Origin of the sequence: Luteimonas sp. YGD11-2 (assembly GCF_004118975.1) — a bacterium.
Lineage (GTDB): Bacteria > Pseudomonadota > Gammaproteobacteria > Xanthomonadales > Xanthomonadaceae > Luteimonas > Luteimonas muca.
The window spans coordinates 496,712-515,259 of record NZ_CP035376.1 but is presented as its reverse complement, the minus strand read 5'-3'; the positions used below and the strand labels follow the sequence as shown (position 1 = coordinate 515,259).

General features: G+C 70.4%; 14 protein-coding genes. 5 read left to right on the top strand and 9 right to left on the bottom strand.

Going from position 1 to position 18,548, the window contains the following annotated elements; translation table 11 throughout:
- Positions 1-421: 421 nt before the first annotated feature.
- The 3 genes from purL to xerD form a co-directional block, all read right to left on the bottom strand.
- Complete coding sequence (purL, locus tag ERL55_RS02320) at positions 422-4,381, bottom strand: phosphoribosylformylglycinamidine synthase (protein WP_129134994.1); 3,960 nt, start codon at positions 4,379-4,381, stop codon at positions 422-424.
- A 130-nt stretch (positions 4,382-4,511) separates the two neighbouring features.
- Complete coding sequence (locus tag ERL55_RS02315; protein ID WP_129137165.1) at positions 4,512-5,330, bottom strand: DsbC family protein; 819 nt, start codon at positions 5,328-5,330, stop codon at positions 4,512-4,514.
- Between the two features lie 93 nt (positions 5,331-5,423).
- On the bottom strand, positions 5,424-6,404 hold the full coding sequence (gene xerD, locus ERL55_RS02310) for a site-specific tyrosine recombinase XerD (RefSeq protein ID WP_129134993.1): 981 nt from the start codon (positions 6,402-6,404) through the stop codon (positions 5,424-5,426).
- Positions 6,405-6,518: 114 nt separating this feature from the next.
- Between xerD and ERL55_RS02305 the strand changes: the two genes are divergently transcribed.
- Positions 6,519-7,028: an RDD family protein gene (locus ERL55_RS02305; RefSeq protein ID WP_129134992.1), complete on the top strand. Its 510-nt coding sequence runs from the start codon at positions 6,519-6,521 to the stop codon at positions 7,026-7,028.
- Between the two features lie 161 nt (positions 7,029-7,189).
- Here ERL55_RS02305 and ERL55_RS02300 read toward each other — a convergent pair whose 3' ends face one another.
- The 3 genes from ERL55_RS02300 to ERL55_RS02290 all read right to left on the bottom strand — a co-directional run bounded on the left by ERL55_RS02300 (position 7,190) and on the right by ERL55_RS02290 (position 12,108).
- Positions 7,190-10,021 carry a valine--tRNA ligase gene (locus ERL55_RS02300; RefSeq protein ID WP_129134991.1) on the bottom strand — a complete coding sequence of 944 codons (2,832 nt, stop codon included), beginning with the start codon at positions 10,019-10,021 and terminating at the stop codon, positions 7,190-7,192.
- Positions 10,022-10,139: 118 nt separating this feature from the next.
- Positions 10,140-10,562 carry a DNA polymerase III subunit chi gene (locus tag ERL55_RS02295; protein ID WP_129134990.1) on the bottom strand — a complete coding sequence of 141 codons (423 nt, stop codon included), beginning with the start codon at positions 10,560-10,562 and terminating at the stop codon, positions 10,140-10,142.
- A 67-nt stretch (positions 10,563-10,629) separates the two neighbouring features.
- On the bottom strand, positions 10,630-12,108 hold the full coding sequence (locus tag ERL55_RS02290) for a leucyl aminopeptidase (protein ID WP_129134989.1): 1,479 nt from the start codon (positions 12,106-12,108) through the stop codon (positions 10,630-10,632).
- A 172-nt stretch (positions 12,109-12,280) separates the two neighbouring features.
- Here ERL55_RS02290 and lptF point away from each other — a divergent pair, with 172 nt between their 5' ends.
- Positions 12,281-13,366, top strand: a complete 1,086-nt coding sequence (gene lptF, locus ERL55_RS02285) for an LPS export ABC transporter permease LptF (protein ID WP_129134988.1) — start codon at positions 12,281-12,283, stop codon at positions 13,364-13,366.
- Positions 13,363-14,472: an LPS export ABC transporter permease LptG gene (gene lptG, locus ERL55_RS02280; protein WP_129134987.1), complete on the top strand. Its 1,110-nt coding sequence runs from the start codon at positions 13,363-13,365 to the stop codon at positions 14,470-14,472. Before lptF ends, lptG begins: the two co-directional genes overlap by 4 nt.
- Positions 14,473-14,483: 11 nt before the next feature.
- Here lptG and rimI read toward each other — a convergent pair whose 3' ends face one another.
- The 3 genes from rimI to pssA are packed head-to-tail and all read right to left on the bottom strand — an operon-like array spanning position 14,484 to position 16,062.
- Positions 14,484-14,918, bottom strand: a complete 435-nt coding sequence (gene rimI, locus ERL55_RS02275; RefSeq protein WP_129137164.1) for a ribosomal protein S18-alanine N-acetyltransferase — start codon at positions 14,916-14,918, stop codon at positions 14,484-14,486.
- A 44-nt stretch (positions 14,919-14,962) separates the two neighbouring features.
- Positions 14,963-15,283 carry a hypothetical protein gene (locus ERL55_RS02270; protein ID WP_129134986.1) on the bottom strand — a complete coding sequence of 107 codons (321 nt, stop codon included), beginning with the start codon at positions 15,281-15,283 and terminating at the stop codon, positions 14,963-14,965.
- Entirely contained in the window at positions 15,280-16,062 is a 783-nt protein-coding gene (pssA, locus tag ERL55_RS02265; RefSeq protein WP_129134985.1) for a CDP-diacylglycerol--serine O-phosphatidyltransferase, read from the bottom strand. The genes ERL55_RS02270 and pssA overlap by 4 nt, the downstream gene beginning before the upstream one ends.
- A 108-nt stretch (positions 16,063-16,170) precedes the next feature.
- Here pssA and ERL55_RS02260 point away from each other — a divergent pair, with 108 nt between their 5' ends.
- Together ERL55_RS02260 and ERL55_RS02255 are read left to right on the top strand one after the other, a co-directional pair.
- The gene (locus ERL55_RS02260) at positions 16,171-16,587 is read left to right on the top strand and encodes a DUF4124 domain-containing protein (protein WP_129134984.1); all 417 of its coding nucleotides are present in this window, start codon (positions 16,171-16,173) and stop codon (positions 16,585-16,587) included.
- Positions 16,588-16,821: 234 nt separating this feature from the next.
- Complete coding sequence (locus ERL55_RS02255) at positions 16,822-18,522, top strand: proline--tRNA ligase (protein WP_129134983.1); 1,701 nt, start codon at positions 16,822-16,824, stop codon at positions 18,520-18,522.
- The last annotated feature ends 26 nt before the right edge of the window (positions 18,523-18,548 follow it).

Here is an 18,548-nt window from a genome sequence, read left to right as displayed (position 1 = left end):
CCGGACAGCTGGCATGTCCGCCGTGCACGGGTGCACGGCCTGCATGCAAAGCTGAACTCCCCCTCAACGGCCTGTTGACGCTCGATACTGCGACCCGGTGACGCAGGGAGTCAAGCCGTGACGCGGAACAGCCATGAAGGCACTGGATGTGACGACATTCGTCACGAATATGACCGCGTGGCAGCACGAGACCGGCCGATGTCGCCATGACGCGACGGAACTACGTCACTACGGGCAACTGGCTGCGGGTCACACATGCAGCCACCTGACCCGACGCGCCACGCCCGAGGTCAGACGGACGAACACCGGCATAGACACGCGAGGAACCGGGCGCTTCTTTCCCGCCGGCACGAAAAAGCCCGCCTTGCGGCGGGCTTGGAGGGGATCCGGCCTGACCTGCGGCCGGCCCGCTGCCGCGTGGTCAGCCGACCGCGCGGCGGGCGTTGCGGAACATCCGCAGCCAGGGCGAATCGTCAGGCCAGTCGGCCGGGTGCCAGCTGAAGTTGAGCGTGCGCAGCGTGCGCTCGGGATGCGGCATCAGGATGGTGGCGCGGCCGTCCACACTGGTCAGGCCCGCGATCGCGTCCGGCGAGCCGTTGGGATTGGCCGGGTACATCGCCGCCGGCGCGCCGGTGTTGTCGAGGTAGCGCAGCGCCACCACGGCCTGGCCGGCATCGGCATCGCTGTCGAAGCGGGCCCGACCCTCGCCGTGGGCGATGGCCACCGGGATGCGCGAACCTTCCATGCCCTGCAACAGCAGCGACGGCGTCGCCTCCACGCCGAGCAGCCCGAGGCGCGCCTCGAACTGCTCGCTGCGGTTGCGCAGGAAGCGCGGCCAGTGCGTGGCACCGGGGATGATGTCCCTGAGCTGGGACATCATCTGGCAGCCGTTGCACACGCCCAGCGAGAACGTGCCCTCGCGTGCGAAGAACGCGGCGAATGCATCGCGCAGGTCGTTGCGCTCCAGGATCGAGGTGGCCCAGCCACGGCCGGCACCGAGCACGTCGCCATAGCTGAAGCCGCCGCAGGCGACGAGGCCCTGGAAGTCGCCCAGCTGCACGCGACCGGCGACCAGGTCGCTCATGTGCACGTCGATCGCGCTGAAGCCGGCACGGTCGAAGCCGACCGCCATCTCGGTCTGGCTGTTGACGCCCTGCTCGCGCAGGATCGCCACCCGCGGCCGCACGCCGCGCGCGATGTACGGCGCAGCGATGTCGTCGGCCGGGTCGAATCCGAGCACCGGCTTGAGGCCGGGGTCGTCAAACCGCCGCGCGGCAGCACGCTCCTCGTCGGCGCATTCGGGGTTGTCGCGCAGGCGCTGCAGCGCATGGCTCACCGACCACCACGCATCGAACAATGCCTCCCACCGCCACTCGGCGAGGATGTCGCCGTCGTCCAGCACGCGGATGGTCGGCGCCGTCGTCGGCCGCGCGATGCGCTGCGCGCACTCCACCAGCCCGTGGCGCGAAACCAGGTCGGCGAACTCGGCGCGGTCGCCCGCCGCGATCTCGACCACGGCGCCAAGTTCCTCGTTGAACAGCACCCGGAACACGTCGTCGATGCGGTCCTCGCCCCAGCCGGCGAGATCGATGTCCAGACCCGCATGCGAGCAGAACGCCATCTCGCACAGCGCGGCGAAGGCGCCGCCGTCGGAACGGTCGTGGTAGGCGAGCAGAAGATCCTGTTCGCGGGCGTCGCGCACCAGTTCGAAGAATGCGCGCAGCCGCTCGGGCTGGTCGAGATCCGGGCAGGCGCCGCCGAAGGCGCCGTGGCACTGCGACAGGATCGACCCGCCAAGGCGCTGGCGACCACCGCCGAGACCGATCAGCCACAGCTCGGTATCGCGGCGGCCCGACAGCAACGGAGTGAGCTGGCGGCGCACGTCGGCCACCGGCGCGAATGCGCTGACCACCAGTGAGACCGGCGAGACCGCCTTGTGCGCGCCCTCCTCGCCCTGCCACTGCGCCTGCATCGACAGCGAATCCTTGCCGACCGGAATCGACAGGTCGAGCGACGGACACAGCTCCATGCCGACCGCGCGCACCGCATCGAACAACCGCGCGTCCTCGCCGTCATGGCCGGCCGCGGCCATCCAGTTCGCCGACAGCTTGACCTGCTCCAGCGAGGCGACCGGCGCGGCACACAGGTTGGTGATCGCCTCGCCGACCGCCATGCGCGCGGCGGCTGCAGGATCGATCAGCGCCAGCGGCGTGCGTTCGCCGATCGCCATCGCCTCGCCGGCATGGCCGTCGTAGCCGGCCAGGGTGATCGCGCAGTCCGCGACCGGCATCTGCCACGGGCCGACCAGCTGGTCGCGTACGGTGAGGCCGCCGACATAGCGGTCGCCGATGGTGATCAGGAACTGCTTGGAAGCAACGGTCGGGTGCGCAAGCACCCTGAGGCCGGCGTCGTGCAGATCGAGCGTGCGGCCGTTGAGCACCGGCCAGCGCGCCGTCGCCGGGCGTTCCACATCGCGGTGCATCTTCGGCGCCTTGCCGAACAGCACGTCCATCGGCAGGTCGATGGGGTGAGCGGAGGGGTTGGCGGACCACAGGTCCGCGCCTTCGCGAACGCCGGTAGGCTGTGCCTGCTGACCGGGCACCGCGGACGCGGCGTCGCCGTAAACCGAATCCACGGTGGCGCCGTAACCGACCACCAGACGTTCCTCGGCGGTGGCGTGGCCGACGACCGCGAACGGGCAGCGCTCGCGCTCGCACAGCGCGGCGAACTCCTCCACGCGTTCGGGCGCGATGCCCAGCACGTAGCGTTCCTGCGATTCATTGCTCCACAGCTGCATCGGCGACAGCGACGGATCGTCACTGGGCACGCGGTCGAGGTCGATGACCCCACCCACGCCGGAGTCGTGCAGCAGTTCCGGAATCGCATTGGACAGCCCGCCGGCGCCGACATCGTGGATCGACAGGATCGGGTTGCGTTCGCCGAGCGCCACGCAGCGGTCGATGACCTCCTGGCAGCGGCGCTCCATTTCCGGGTTCTCGCGCTGCACGCTGGCGAAATCCAGCGCCTCGTCGCTGCTGCCGCCGGCGACCGAACTGGCGGCGCCACCGCCCAGCCCGATCAGCATCGCCGGCCCGCCCAGCACCACCACCGCCGAACCCGGCCGCAGCGGCAGCTTGGTCACCTGGTTGCGGTCGATCGCACCCAAGCCCCCGGCCAGCATGATCGGCTTGTCGTAGGCCCAGGTGATCCCGGCATCGGGCTGCGCGAGTTCAAAGCTGCGGAAATAACCGGTGAGGTTGGGGCGGCCGAACTCGTTGTTGAACGCGGCGGCACCCAGCGGGCCGTCGAGCATGATCTCGAGCGCTGGCGCCAGGCGCGGATTGAGCGCGCGCGGCTGTTCCCAGTCCTGCGGCAGGGTCGGGATGCGCAGGTGCGACACCGAGAACCCGGCCAGTCCGGCCTTCGGCTTGCCACCGCGGCCGGTGGCACCCTCGTCGCGGATCTCGCCACCGGCGCCGGTGGAGGCGCCCGGGAACGGCGAGATCGCGGTGGGGTGGTTGTGGGTTTCGACCTTGATGCAGAACGCGCTGCCGGCCAGCGACTCGGCGCGGTATTCCTGCGTCTGCGGATCGGGTCGGAAGCGGCGCGCGGGGAAACCTTCCACCACCGCGGCGTTGTCGCTGTAGGCGGTCAGCGTGTACGCCGGCGTCTGCGCGTGGGTGTGGCGGATCATCGCGAACAGCGACTTCGGCTGCGCCTCGCCGTCGACGGTCCAGCTGGCATTGAAGATCTTGTGCCGGCAGTGTTCGGAGTTCGCCTGCGCGAACATCATCAACTCGACATCGGACGGGTCGCGGCCGAGCTGGGCATAGCGCTCGCGCAGGTAGGCGATCTCGTCCTCGGCCAGGGCCAGGCCGAGCCGGTCGTTGGCGGCATCGAGTTCGCCAAGCGGAATGCGTTCGAGCGCGCCGCGTGCCGGCACCGCGAACAGGCCGGCAGCCTCGTCGTGGCCGGCCAGCAGCGACTGCGTCATCGGATCGTGCAGCAGGCGCTCGATCGCGGCCGCCCCGGCGTCGCGCCAGCCGGCGAAATCCAGCCGCATGCCGCGCTCGACACGGTGCACCGGCAGGCCGGCACCCTGCAGGAGCTCGGTGGTCTTGCTCGCCCAGGGCGAGATGGTGCCCAGCCGCGGGGCGACGAAACGCGAGACCGCGCCTTCGGCCAGCGGTTCGACACCGTCGCGCGCCTGCAGGATGCGCTGCAGGGCCGCCGGATCCGGGATCGCGCCCGGCTCGGGATCGACCCAGTAGACATGCCATGCGCCCAGCAGGCGCAGGTCCGGGGCAGCGGTGAGCAGGCGGGCTTGGAGGCGCTCCAGTCGGAACGCTGACAGGGCCGGCAGGCCCTCGAGGACGATCATGTCCGGCAGCTGGTGGGACGGGCCCGCTATTGTAGCGGACGCGGTGCCGCAGGCCCGGCCCCTGCACTCCAGCCCCACCGCCGCTCGCTCAGCCCGCGGTCAACCTGCGGCCTGCGGCCGATGGCTGGCCTCAGCCATCAGCCGCAACGGCACCATCGGCGTTCTTCGCCAGGTCATCCAGCGCCGCGCGCAGCGCCGTCGGTGGCATGTAGCCCGGGAGCTGGGTGCCGTCCTCGGCAATGATCAGCGGAGTGCCGCTCAGGCCGATGCGCTGGCCGAGTTCGTAATGCATCGCCACCGGATTGGTGCAGCGGCGCGACGGCACGGTCTTGCCCGACTTGGCGTCGGTCAGCGCCTGCTTGCGGTCCTCCGCGCACCAGACCGCCTCCATCGTGCGGAAGTCCTCGCTCGACGGTCCCATGCGCGGGAATGCGAGGTACTGGATCGCGATGCCCTGGCGGTTGTATTCGTCGATCTCCTGGTGGAGCTTGCGGCAATACCCGCATTCGACGTCGGTGAAGACGGTGACGGTGTAGGTCGGCGCCGGCGGGCCGAACACGATGCGGTCGCTCTCCGGAACTTCGGCCAGCAGCGTGCGGCGCACCTTCGCCAGCCCGACCTCGCTGAGATCGCGCCGCTGCTCGATGTCGAACAGGCTGCCCTGCAGCAGGTAGCGGCCGTCATCGCTGACATACAGCACCTGGCCGCTGACGATCACCTCGCGGAAGCCGTCGATCGGCGCCGCACCCACGGCATCGACCTCGACGCGCGGATTGATGCTGCGGATCGCATCGACCGCGCGGCCATCGGCACTGGCCGGGTCGACATCGGGTCCGGACGCCGGCGGCGTCCCGTTGGCGGCGCCCTCGCCGGCGGCGGGTGCGGGCGCCTGCGCGCAGGCGGTCAGGCTGAACGACGCGATCAGCATCGCAGGCAGCAACAGCTTCATGGCTGGGGTCATCGTGCGGATCCGACCGCGCGCGGAGGCGGTCTCGAAGGTGGCCGGATTGTCGCATGCGCCACCCGGACGCCCGCTGAGCGCTCAGGCGCGTGGATGGTGGCGGGCGTGCAGGCGCTTGAGCTGTTCGCGCGCGACGAGGGTGTAGATCTGCGTGGTCGACAGCGAACTGTGGCCGAGCAGCATCTGCAAAGCACGCAGGTCGGCGCCGTGGTTCAACAGATGGGTGGCGAAGCTGTGGCGCAGTGCGTGAGGGCTGACCCGTGCCGGGTCGATGCCCGCGACCGCGGCGTAGGCCTTGACCATCGACCAGAACCGCTGCCGCGTCAGCGGCTGCCCGCCGCGGGCCAGGAACAGCACGCCATCCGCCGGCAATGCGCGGCCCGTGGGCGCGCCCCCGGAACCGCGCGCGGCCAGCTGCGGACGCGCGCGTGCGAGGTACTGCTCAAGCCAGTGCTGGGCTTCCTCGCCCAGCGGCACCAGGCGGTCGCGGCTGCCCTTGCCGGTCACCCGCAGCACGCCCTGGCGGAGGTTCACGCCATTGGCGACCAGCCCGACCAGCTCGCTTACCCGCAATCCGCAGGCGTACATGAGTTCGAGCATGGCGCGATCGCGCAGGCCTTCCACGTCGTCGGTGTCGGGCGCCGCCAGCAGCGCCTCGATCTGGCCTTCGGTCAGCGCCTTCGGCAGCAGGCGCCCCTGCATGGGGGCTTCGAGCAGGGCGGTCGGGTCGTCGCTGCGTTCGCCGCGCGCGACCTGGCTGATGAAGAAGGTCCGCAAGGCCGACAGCAGCCGCGCATTGCTGCGCGCGGTGAAACCGTGGCGGGCGCGCCATGCGAGGTAATCGAGCAGGTCGGCGCGCCCGGCCCGGGGCAGGCCACCGCCACGGCCATCCAGCCAGCGCGCCAGCAGCACGAGGTCGCTGCGGTAGCTCTCCAGGGTGCTGCGCGCGAGCCCACGCTCGGCCCACACCGCATCGAGGCAGCGGTCGATGGCCTGCGCATCGGCATCGGCCAGTGGCGGCAGCGACATCGAGGCCTGGCGGCGGTCGGCGGGCGTGGGCATGGCACGAGGTTAGCGGGTGAAGCGTACTTTGCCGCGGGGTTCCGGCCAGCGCACCCCATGCTCCACGTCCCTCCGCGACAGCAACCGCATTCGCGCTGACGGTATCCTTTCGCAATGGATCAACACGCTGGCCCTGCCGCACGCCCGCGCCCCTGGATCGGCTGGCGCCTCGCCGCACTGTTCTATGACCTGTGGCCGGTGCTTGCGATGTGGTTCGCGCTCGGCTTCGTGTTCGCGCTCGGGCACACGGTGATCGGCCAGCACGATCCGCGCGAGAACATCGCACCGCTGGGCGCGCTGCAGTGGCTGCTGTGGGCCTGCTGCTGGACCGTGGCCGGGCTCTATGCGGTCGCCAGCTGGCGCCGCGGCGGGCAGACACTCGGGATGCGGCCGTGGCGGCTGCGGCTGGTCGCGCTCGAAGGCGGCCCGGCGCAGGCGCCAGCACTGTGGCGACGTTATGTGGTCGGAACGCTGTCGTTGCTGGCCGGCGGCCTGGGCTTCTGGTGGGCGTGGTTCGACCGCGATGGCCTGACCTGGCACGACCGCGCCAGCGGCACCCGGCTGCTGCGCGAGCCCAAGCGCCGAGGCGGCCTGCCGCGGATCGACGCGGATGGAATGCGATAGAACGGATAAGCGAGTAGCAGGTCCGCGGATAAGCGGGAACATCGAGGCGGGTGCGGCCGCCTCGTTGCGTCACGGCCCGCGACGACGCGCACCGACCGGAGTGCCACGGACACACCGCCGTCGCCCTCGTGCATTCGCGCAGGCCCGCGGCAGAGAAACCTTCAGAGGCGTGCGCGTTGTGCCGCGAGCCCGTCGCGTTGCATGGTCCAGTCGGCCAGGCGCTGGCGTTCCTGCTCCACCACCGCGGCCGGCGCGTTGGCGACAAAGGTGGCGCTGCCGAGCTTGCCGTTGCACTTGGCGATCTCGGTTTCGACGCGCTTGAGCTCCTTGTCGAGGCGCACGCGCTCGGCATCGAGATCGACCAGACCTTCCAGCGGCACGAACAGGCGCAGCTCGCCGACCACCGCGGTTGCCGACGGCGGTGGATCGCCTTCGACGCGATCGATGCGCTCCAGCCGCAGCAGGAACTGCAGCGACGCGCCGAAGCGCTCGAGGCGCGCGGCCTCCTGCGCACCGCTGCCCTGCACCAGCAACGGGACGTGCCGTGCCGGCGGCACGCCCAGCTCGCTGCGTACGCGACGCAGCGCCGACACCATCTGCTTGAGCCATTCGATGTCCCCTGCGGCCTGCGCATACGCCGCGGCGTCGATGTCGCCGGCCTGCGGATAGGCCTGCAGCGAGATCGTCGCCGCGCCGATGCCCAGCCGCGGCGCCACCTGCCGCCACAGTTCCTCGCTGACGAACGGGGTCAGCGGATGCAGCAGCCGCAGCAGCGCTTCGAGCACGTACAGCAGGGTGTGGCGGGTGCTGCGCGCGGCCTCGGCATCGTCGCCATTGAGTGCCGGCTTGGCGAGTTCGAGGAACCAGTCGCAGACCTCGTTCCAGGCGAACTCGTACAGCGTCTGCGCCAGCAGGTCGAAGCGGTAGGCGGCGAAATGCTCGGCGGCCTGCGCGCTGGTCTGCGCCAGCTGCGCGAGAATCCAGCGTTCGGCATCGGTGCGCGGCTGCGGCACACCTGCGAAACGCGCGCCTTCGGTGTTCATCAGCACGAAGCGCGTCGCGTTCCACAGCTTGTTGCAGAAGTTCTTGTAGCCCTCGGCGCGGCCGAGGTCGAACTTGATGTCGCGGCCCGGGCCGGCCAGCGCGGCCATGGTGAAACGCAGCGCATCCGCGCCATGCGCGCTGATGCCCTCGGGGAATTCCTTGCGTGTCGCCTTCTCGATCTTCGCCGCCATCTGCGGCTGCATCAGCCCGCCGGTGCGCTTGGCGACGAGGTCGTCGAGGGCGATGCCGTCGATGATGTCGATGGGGTCGAGGATGTTGCCCTTCGACTTCGACATCTTCTGGCCGTCCTTGTCGCGGACCAGACCGGTGATGTAGACGTCGCGGAACGGCACCTGCCCGGTCAGGCGGTCGGTGACCATGATCATCCGCGCCACCCAGAAGAAGATGATGTCGAAGCCGGTGACCAGCACGCTCGACGGCAGGTAGTCGGCGAACCCGCGCTCGCGCATGACGGCCTCGTCCGGCCAGCCCATGGTGCTGAACGGCCACAGCGCCGACGAGAACCACGTCTCGAGCACGTCCGGGTCCTGGCGCAGCGCGACGTCGCCGCCCAGGCCGCTGCGCGCGCGCGCGTCGGCCTCGTCGCGCCCGACATGCACGTTGCCGGCATCGTCGAACCACGCGGGGATGCGGTGGCCCCACCAGAGCTGGCGGCTGATGGTCCAGTCCTGGATGTTGCCAAGCCAGTGGCGGTAGGTATTGATCCAGTTCGGCGGCACGAAACGCACCGACCCGTCCTCTACCAGTTGCAGGCCGCGCCGGCCCATGTCGTCCATGCGCACGAACCACTGGTCGGTGAGGTAGGGCTCGATGACCTGGCCGCTGCGGTCGCCACGCGGCACCTGCAGCCGGTGCGGCCTGGTTTCCACCAGCAGGCCGGCGGACTCGAGGTCGGCCAGCACCGCCCTGCGCGCGTCGTAGCGGTCGAGGCCACGGTAGGCCTCCGGCGCACTGTCGTTGACGGTGGCCGTATCGGTGAACAGGTTGATCATCGGCAGGCCATGGCGCTGGCCCACGGCGTAATCATTGAAGTCGTGCGCCGGGGTGACCTTGACCACGCCGGTGCCGAACGCGCGGTCGACGTAGTCGTCGGCGATCACCGGGATCCGGCGGCCGGTCAACGGCAGCTGCACGGCCCTGCCGATCAGGCCGGCGTAGCGCCGATCCTCCGGATGCACCATCACCGCGGTATCGCCGAGCATGGTTTCCGGGCGCGTGGTGGCGACGACCAGGTAATCGCGGGTCTCGCGCAGGGTCTCGTTGCCGTCGGCATCGTGCTCGACATGCTCGTAGCTCGCGCCGTCGGCCAGCGGATAGCGGATCGACCACAGGAAGCCGTCCTCCTCCTCGCTCACCACCTCGAGGTCGGACACCGCGGTCTGCAGGACCGGATCCCAGTTGACCAGGCGCTTGCCGCGGTAGATCAGGCCTTCCTCGTGCAGGCGCACGAACGCCTCGACCACCGCGGCCGACGGCGCCTCGTCCATCGTGAACACCTTGCGCGACCAGTCGCCCGACGCGCCAAGCCGGCGCATCTGCCGCTCGATGGTGTCGCCCGACTGCGCCTTCCACTCCCAGACCTTTTCGATGAACCGCTCGCGGCCCAGCGAGTCGCGGGTCTCGCCCTCACCGGCGATCGCGAGGTTGCGCCCGACCACCATCTCGGTCGCGATGCCCGCATGGTCGCTGCCGACCTGCCACAGGGTCCGGTAACCGCGCATGCGGTGGTAGCGGACCAGCGCATCCTGCAGCGTGTGCTGGAACGCGTGGCCCATGTGCAGGGTGCCGGTGACGTTGGGCGGCGGCAGCAGGATCGAGTAGGCCGGGCCGTCGCCCTGCGGCGCGAACACGCCGGAGGCTTCCCACTCCGCGTACAGGCGGGACTCGAAGGCGCGGGGGTCGTAGCTGGAGGGGAGCTGGTCGGTCATGGCTGGCGGTTCGCGATGGTGACCGCCTTCCCCGCTGGGGAAGGCGCCGGGGACTGGGCCGGGGAACACGGAACGGCGGGCCCGCAGGACGCCTTCCCGGCACAACCGGTGGGATGACTTACATGTCGTGCTTGGCAGGCTCGATGCCGCGCGCGCGGTACTGCTTCCAGCGTTCGCGCAGCGGCTCGCGCGCGGCCGGATCGGCCGGCACCACCTCGAGCACGCGCTCGAAGCCGTCGGGCACCGCGGCATCGCGCAGGTTGATCACCAGCGCGCGCAGCGGCGGGTCGAACTCCGGCGTGGCGATCAGGACCGGGCACTCGTCGTCCTCCTCGTCACCGGCGATCTGGTGCGGGATGAAGACGTCGTCGCCCATGTCCCAGAGCTGGTCGTCGATCGCCTCGGCCTGGGCCTGGTCGCGTGCCAGCACCAGCGTCCACTGGCCGCTGTCGTAGGCCTTGCGTGCGAGCTCGGCGACCAGCCGCAACGGGTCGTCGCGGAAGCGCGGCCTGGCGATGAGGTAGAAGTCGGCGCGTGGCATCGGGAAGCCGGGCGTGGGAGCCGGAGCGGAACGGCGCGAGCGAACCTGCCGTTCCGCTCCGCTGCCCTCAGGCGGCCTGGTCCATCAGCCACTGCGACAGCAGCCCGACCGGGCGGCCGGTGGCCATGCCCATCTTGCCGCTGTCGCTGCCGCTGCCGGCGATGTCGATATGCGCCCAGCGCTGGCCTTCGGTGAAGCGCGAGAGGAAGCAGCCGGCGGTGATCGCCCCGCCCCAGCGGCCGCCGATGTTGTAGACGTCGGCGAACGCGGAATCGAGCATGCCCTGGTATTCGTCCCACAGCGGCAGGCGCCAGGCGCGGTCGAAGACCTGCTCGCCGGCGGCGAGCAGCTCGTTGGCGAGGTCGTCGTGCTTGCTCATCAGGCCGCTGGCCTGGGTGCCCAGCGCGATCATGCAGGCACCGGTCAGCGTGGCCACGTCGACCAGCGCCTGCGGCTCGAAGCGCTGCGCGTAGGTCAGCGCGTCGCACAGGATCAGGCGGCCCTCGGCGTCGGTGTTGCCGACCTCGATGGTCTTGCCGGACATGCTGGTGATGATGTCGGAGGGGCGGTAGCTGTTGCCGTCGATGGCGTTCTCGACCGCAGGCACCACCACGCGCAGGTTGATCGGCAGCTCCATGCCGACCGCCGACACGAACGTGCCGAGCACGGTGGCCGCACCGCACATGTCGAACTTCATTTCCTCGATGCCGCCCTGGGTCTTGAGGTTCACGCCGCCGGTGTCGAAGGTGATGCCCTTGCCGACCAGCACGTAGGGCTTCGCGTCGCCGCCGTTGTTCCACTCCAGCACGATCAGCCGCGGGGTGTTGGCCGAGCCGCGGGCCACCGCCAGCAGCGAGCCCATGCCGAGCTCCTCCATCTGCTCGCGCTCGAGCACGGTGCAGGCGGCCCTGTCGAAGCGTGCCGCGAATGCCTGCGCCTGCTCGGCGAGATAGGCCGGCGTGCAGATATTGGGCGGCAGGTTGCCGAGCTCGCGGGCGAACTCCACGCCGTTGGCGATGGCACGCCCCTGCGCGAGCGCGGCCGCGTCGTCACCGGCGATCGCCAGCGCCTTCAGGCCGGTTTCCTCGCGCTTGCGGTTCTTCGCGCCCAGGGTCGCGGTGTAACGGTAGGCGGCGTGGCCGGCGGCGACCACGGCCTGGCGCACGCGCCACGCGGTGTCATGGCCGGGCACGTCGAGCTCGGTGAGGGTCAGCAGGGCGCTGTCGACCGGACCGGTGCGCAGCGCGCGCACCGCGTCGGCGACGGCCTTGAGGTACTGCGGCGTAGCGAACTTGTCCGCCTCGCCCAGGCCCACGACCAGCACGCGCGGGGCAGCGACGCCGTCGAGGTCATGCAGCAGCGCGGTCTGGCCGGGCTTGCCGGTGATGTCGCCGCGCTCGATGAGCCGGGTGAGGCGCCCGCCGGATGCGGCGTCGATCGCCTGGGCGGCCGGCGACAGCTGCTTGCCGGCGAACACGCCGACCACCACGCAGCCGGTCTCGACGCCAGTGGGCGCTTGCTGGTTCAGGGTGAATTCGAGGGTCATCAAGGAGATTCCGTGGGGGTTGTGGGGGCCGGCCGCGCACTCGGCACGTTCTTTATCCGCATTCCCTACAATGGAGCGCTTGACCGCAGCCGAGGACCGGTGGCCTGGCGGCCGGCCCGCATGAAAAAAGCGCCCGGAATGGACCCCGTAGTCTAAAGCAACCCGCCAGACGATGCCGAAGCTCGATACCTACCTCTTCCGCGAATTCACCCAGGCCACCTTCGCGGTGCTCGTGGTGCTGATGGTCGTCAGCCTTGGCGGCGTGTTCGCCGACGTCCTTGGCGATATCGCCCGGGGCCGCGTGCCGGCGGGGATGATGCTGTCGCAGCTCGGCCTGCAGGTGCTCAACTACCTGCCGCTGATCCTGCCGCTGGGGCTGATGATCGGCCTGCTGCTGTCGGTGGGCCGGCTGTACCGCGATTCGGAAATGCCGGTACTCACCGCCACCGGCGTCGGCCCGAAGCGGCTGCTGCGCCCGGTGCTGATGCTGGTGGTGCCGATGATCACCGTGATCGGCCTGTGCTCGCTGTGGCTGGGGCCGTGGGCGCGCGACTACTCGCAGCGGATGATCGCCGAGGGCAACCGCAGCCTGCTGCTGGCGGGCCTGGAAGCAGGACGCTTCGTGGAACTGCCGGGCGGTCGCGGCGTGGTGTACGTGGGCGGCATGTCCAACGACGGCAGCCAGATGGCGCGCGTGTTCGTCTACCAGCAGGACGAGGAGCGCATGGACGTCACCACCGCGGCCACCGGCACCCTGCACCTGGAGGACGGTGGCCACCGCTTTCTCGAACTCGGCGATGGTTTCCGGGTGGAAGGGCCGCTGCGCGAAGGCATGGACTTCCGGATGATGCGCTTCGCCAGCAACGAGCTGCAGCTGCCGGAAACCGAAGGCCGGCGCGACGACGACGATCCCGGCACCAGCCCGACCGTGGCGCTGTTCGGCGATGCCCGGCCGGAGGCGCAGGCGGAGCTGCACTACCGCATCGCGCCGCCACTGCTGGCGCTTGCGTTCGCCCTGCTCGCGGTACCGCTCGCGCGCAGCCCGCCACGGCAATCGCGCTACGGGCGCACGATGCTGGCCTTCCTGGGCTATTTCGTGTCCATCAACCTGACGATGCTGGGGCAGGACTGGATCGCCGACGGCAAGCTCGCGCCGGGCCTGGGCCTGTGGTGGCTGCTGCTGCCGCTGCTCGCGTTCGCGTCCTGGGCCTATGTGCGTGACGGCCGGTTGCGGCGTCCGCGGAGGCGCGCGGCATGAACCTGCTTCCGCGCATCCACACGCTCTATGTCGCCCGCGTGGTGACCGTCACCGTGCTGCTCACCTGGGCGGTCCTGGTCGGCGTGGACCTGGTCATCAGCGGCCTGCTGTCGGAAATCGACAATATCGGCGAGGGCCAGTATGGCGCGGTGTCGGCACTGACCTACGTGCTGTACACGGTGCCGCGGCGCGCCTACATGATGTTCCCCACCGCCGCGGTGATCGGCACGCTGATGGGCCTGGGCCAGCTGGCGGCGAGTTCGGAACTGACCGCGTTGCGTGCGCTCGGGCTGTCGCGCCGGCGCATCAGCCTGGCCGCCGCCGCGCCGCTGGCGGTGCTGACCGTGCTGATGATCCTCAACGGCGAGACGCTCGGGCCGTGGGCGCAGCGCGCGGGCGACGCGATGAAAGCCGCGGCGCGTTCCAACGACATGGTGGTCGCGCGCTATTCCGGCCTGTGGGCGCGAGAGGGCAATACCTTCCTCAACGCCCAGGTCGGCCAGCAGCGCGACGAGGGCGGCCGCCAGTGGCTCGAACTCGGCGATGTGCGCCTGTTCGAGTTCGATGCAAACGGCCGTCTGGTGTCGGTGGCGCGCGCCGAGATCGCCGAGCACACCGGCGACGGCTGGTTGCTGCGCGATGTCGAGCGCACCTGGTTCGAGGAACGCGCGGTCACCCGCACCGAGGCGATGGAGGAAACCTGGGCCTCGCAGCTCGATGCCGCGGCGCTGGCAACCGCCGGCAACCTGTGGCGGCCGCGCTACCAGACCGCCGCCGACCTCAAGCGCGGCATCGACTACCGCCACCGCAATGCGCTCGATGCCTCGGAGTACGAGGAACACTACTGGGGGCGCTGGTTCTATCCGTTCAACGTGCTGGCGCTGTGCCTGGCGGCCATCCCGTTCGCGTTCGGCAACCTGCGCAGCGGCGGCCTGGGGCGGAGGCTGTTCGTCGGCGTGGTGTTCGCACTGGGCTTCTGGCTGCTGCAGAACCAGTTCGTGCGCATGGCCAGCGTCTACCAGTTCGACTTCCGCATCGCCTACATGGTGCCGCCGCTGGCAATGCTGGCGATCTCGTTCCTGCTGTTCCGCCGCCGCAGCGGCTAGACCCACGCCGCTCAGCCGTCGGCCAGCAGCTCCATCGCCATCACGATCGCGTCCTCGCGGCCATTGGCGGTGGGGTAATAGCGCGGGCGCCGGCCGATCTCGTTGAAGCCCTGCGCGTGGTAGAGCGCGATCGCCGCCGGATTGGACGGGCGTACTTCCAGGAACACCCGTTGCGCGCCATGTCCCTGCGCCAGCCGCAGCACCGTCTGCAGCAGGCGACGGCCATGGCCGCGCCCCTGGGCGGACGGGTCGACGCAGAGGTTGAGCAGGTGCGCCTCGCCCGCGGCGATGCTCAGCACCGCGTAGCCGATCACCTGCGCGCCCTCGTACAGCAGCCAGGCGGGATAACCGGCGCGGATGCAGTCGCGGAAGATGCCGGGCGTCCATGGGAACGGATAGGCGCGCCGTTCCACCGCCATCACCGCGTCGAGATCGTCCTCGCGCATCGGCCGCAGCGCCGGCGCACCGACACGATCGGCCGCCGGTGCGTTCACCGCCGGCGTGCCCGCAATGCGCGCAGGCGCGGCCACAGCGCGCGCTTGGCGGCCGGCGTGCGCAGCGCCTCGGGTGCCGGCCACTCACTGCACAGGCGCGCGGTGTCGCGGTCGTCGGGACTACGGCCGACGGCGCGCAACAGCGCCAGGTGCAGCGGATGCAGCGCTGGCGGGCGGTCCGACGGTGCCGGCGCCGGGGCGGGTGCAGCGACAGCCACCTCCTCTTCCACCGCTACCGGCTGCGATGCATCGAACGGGCGATAGAGCCGGTAACCCAGCTCGGCAAGCGCTTCGCGCTGGAAGCCGTCCCAGTTCATGCCGTGGCGGTCGGGCTGCGACGCCGGCGCCACAGCCACAGGACAGGCCCGGACAGCAGGTAGAGCGTGCTCGCCGCCAGCAGGGTCTTGGGCGGGTCGATCCACAGCGCGATCAGGATCGCCACCGCGATCGGCAGCGCCACGAACGGCACGCGGTCGGCCCTGGGGCCGGTGCCGCCGCCCTTGAAGCTCGAATAGCGGATGCGGCTGACCATCGCCAGGCCCGCCACCACGGTGACCGCCAGCGCCGGGTAGCGCAGGTCGATACCACGCAGCCCGAGCTCGTGGCAGGTCCACACGAAGCTCGCCATGACACCGGCAGCCGCCGGGCTCGCCAGGCCGACGAACCAGCGCTTGTCGACGGTGCCGACCTGGCTGTTGAAGCGCGCCAGCCGCAACGCCGCGCACGCGGCATACAGGAACGCCGCCAGCCAGCCGACCTTGCCCAGCGTCGGCCCGTCCATGCGCATCTCGATCAGCGCCCAGTGATACATCACCAGCGCCGGTGCCATGCCGAAGCTCACCAGGTCGGCAAGCGAGTCGTACTGCACGCCGAATTCGCTCTGGGTATTGGTCAGCCGCGCCACCCGGCCGTCGATGCCGTCGAGGATGCCGGCAACGAAGATCGCCACGCAGGCGGCTCCGAAGCGCCCCTGCGACGCGGCGATGATGGCGAAGAAACCCGCGAACAGCCCGCCCGTGGTGAACAGGTTGGGCAGCAGGTAGATGCCGCGGCCGCGCGATGGCAGCGGGGCGGCGGGGTCCCGATCGTGATCCATCGCCCAAGTCTAGCGGCTGCGGGGCCACCCGCGCTGCGTGCCGCTTGCGCCGGGGACGGGGCGGTGCTGCAATCCGGCGCACGTCACCGACCCCTCAAGGAGCTCCACATGCGCCATCCGCTCAACGGCCTCGCCCTCGGGCTTGTCGCCGCGCTGCTGGCCGGTGCCGCCGGCGCACAGGACATCTACCAGTGGAAGGACGCGCGTGGCGTCACCCATTATTCGGAAGCTCCGCCCAGTGGGGGAGAGAAGTACACCCACCGCCGGGTGACCCAGTCCGGCGCCAGCCCGGCGCAGCCGGCCAGCACTGCCGCATCGGCAGCGACCGCGACCGCCAGCGCCGCCACGACGAATGATCCGCGCGCCGAACAGTGCCGCACCGCGCGCGCCAATATCGAGGCGCTCAATGGCGCGGGCCCGGTGCAGCAGGACGACGGCAGTGGCAATCCGCGTACGCTCAACGATGCCGAGCGCGCCGCGCAGCTGGAATTCGCCCAGGCCGCCGCGCGCGCCTACTGCGGCTGACGCATCCCCGGACGCCATTCCCGCGAGCCTCCCGGTCGTCATCCCCGCGAAGGGGATGCTCTCGACAGCCGAATGGGTGGTCGACCATGGACGTGCCGGGGCGAAGCGGCCTGGCGCCGCGCGCTCCCGCCTCGGCCGCTGATGCCCGGCACGGATAATCATCCCCCGCGTGCCCTCCGGCCGCGGCGCAGGTCGCGTGGCACAATGCCCGCCCCCTGATTCCCGACGCCTGCCATGCGCCTGTCGCAGTTCCATCTCCATACCAGCAAGGAAACCCCCGCCGACGCCGAGATCGCCAGCCACCGGCTGATGCTGCGCGCCGGGCTGATCCGCAAGCTGGCCGCCGGCCTCTATACCTGGTCGCCGCTGGGACTGCGCGTGTTGCGCCGGGTGGAAGCGGTGGTGCGCGAGGAAATGGAGGCCGCGGGCGCGGTGGAACTGCTGATGCCGTCGGTACAGCCGCGCGAACTCTGGGAGGAAACCGGGCGCTGGGAGAAATTCGGCGGCCAGCTGCTGAAAATCCAGGACCGCAAGGAATCCTGGTACTGCTACGGCCCCACGCACGAGGAAGTCATCACCGACTTCGCGCGCTCGGAACTGGCGAGCTATCGCCAGCTGCCGGTCACCTTCTTCCAGATCCAGACCAAGTTCCGCGACGAGATCCGCCCGCGTTTCGGGGTGATGCGCGCGCGCGAGTTCCTGATGAAGGACGCCTATTCGTTCGATATCGACGATGCCGGCATGGCCGCGCAATACCGGCGGATGTACGACGCCTACGTGCGTATCTTTACCCGCCTGCAGCTGGAATTCCGCGCGGTCGAGGCCGATACCGGCGCGATCGGCGGCAGCGCCTCGCATGAATTCCACGTGCTGGCCGATTCCGGCGAGGACGCGATCGCGTTTTCCACCGCCTCGGATTACGCGGCCAACGTCGAACTGGCCGGGGCCGCGGAGCCGGCGCCACGGCCGGCGCCCGCGGAGGACATGCGGCGGGTTGAAACCCCCACCCAGAAAACCTGCGAGGACGTGGCCGCACTGCTGGGCATCCCGCTGGCGCGCACCGTGCGGACGGTGGCGGTAATGGGCGAGGACGGTTTCGTCGCCGTGCTGATGCGCGGTGACCACGCGATCAACGAGATCAAGCTGGCCAAGCTGCCGGGGCTTGCCGAATACCGCATGGCGACGGAAGCCGAGATCGCCGATCACCTCGGCAGCGAGCCGGGTTTCCTGGGCCCGGTGGCCCCTGCGCGTGCGATCCGCGTGGTCGCCGATCGCGAGGTCGCCGCATTGGCCGATTTCGTTGTCGGTGCCAACCAGCCCGGTTTCCACCTGGCCGGTGTCAACTGGGGGCGCGACCTGCCCGAGCCAGACCTGGTCGCGGACCTGCGCAATGTCGCCGAGGGTGATCGCGCACTGGATGGCGGCGAGATCCGCATCGCGCGCGGCATCGAGGTCGGCCATGTCTTCCAGCTCGGCCGCCGTTATGCCGAGGCCATGGGTTTCAGCGTGCTCGACGAACAGGGCAAGGCGGTGGTGCCGGCGATGGGCTGCTACGGCATCGGCGTGTCGCGCATCGTGGCCGCGGCGATCGAACAGAACCACGACGATGCCGGCATCATCTGGCCCGAGCCGATGGCGCCGTGGCAGGTGGCGGTGTGCATCATCAATCCCAAGCAGAATCCCGACGTGGACGAGGCCGCCGAGGCCCTGCACCGCGAGCTGCGTGCCGCGGGCCTGGACGCGGTACTCGACGACCGCGGCCTGCGCCCCGGCCCGATGTTCGCGGACATGGAACTGATCGGCATCCCGCACCGGGTGGTGGTCTCCGAGCGCGGGCTTGCGGCGGGCACGTTCGAATATCGCGCCCGGCGTGGCGGCGACGCGGAACATCTGGACCGCGGCAATCTGCGCGCACGGCTGGGGCTGGGCGAATAGTCCGGAGGCTGCGCGGCCACGCGGGT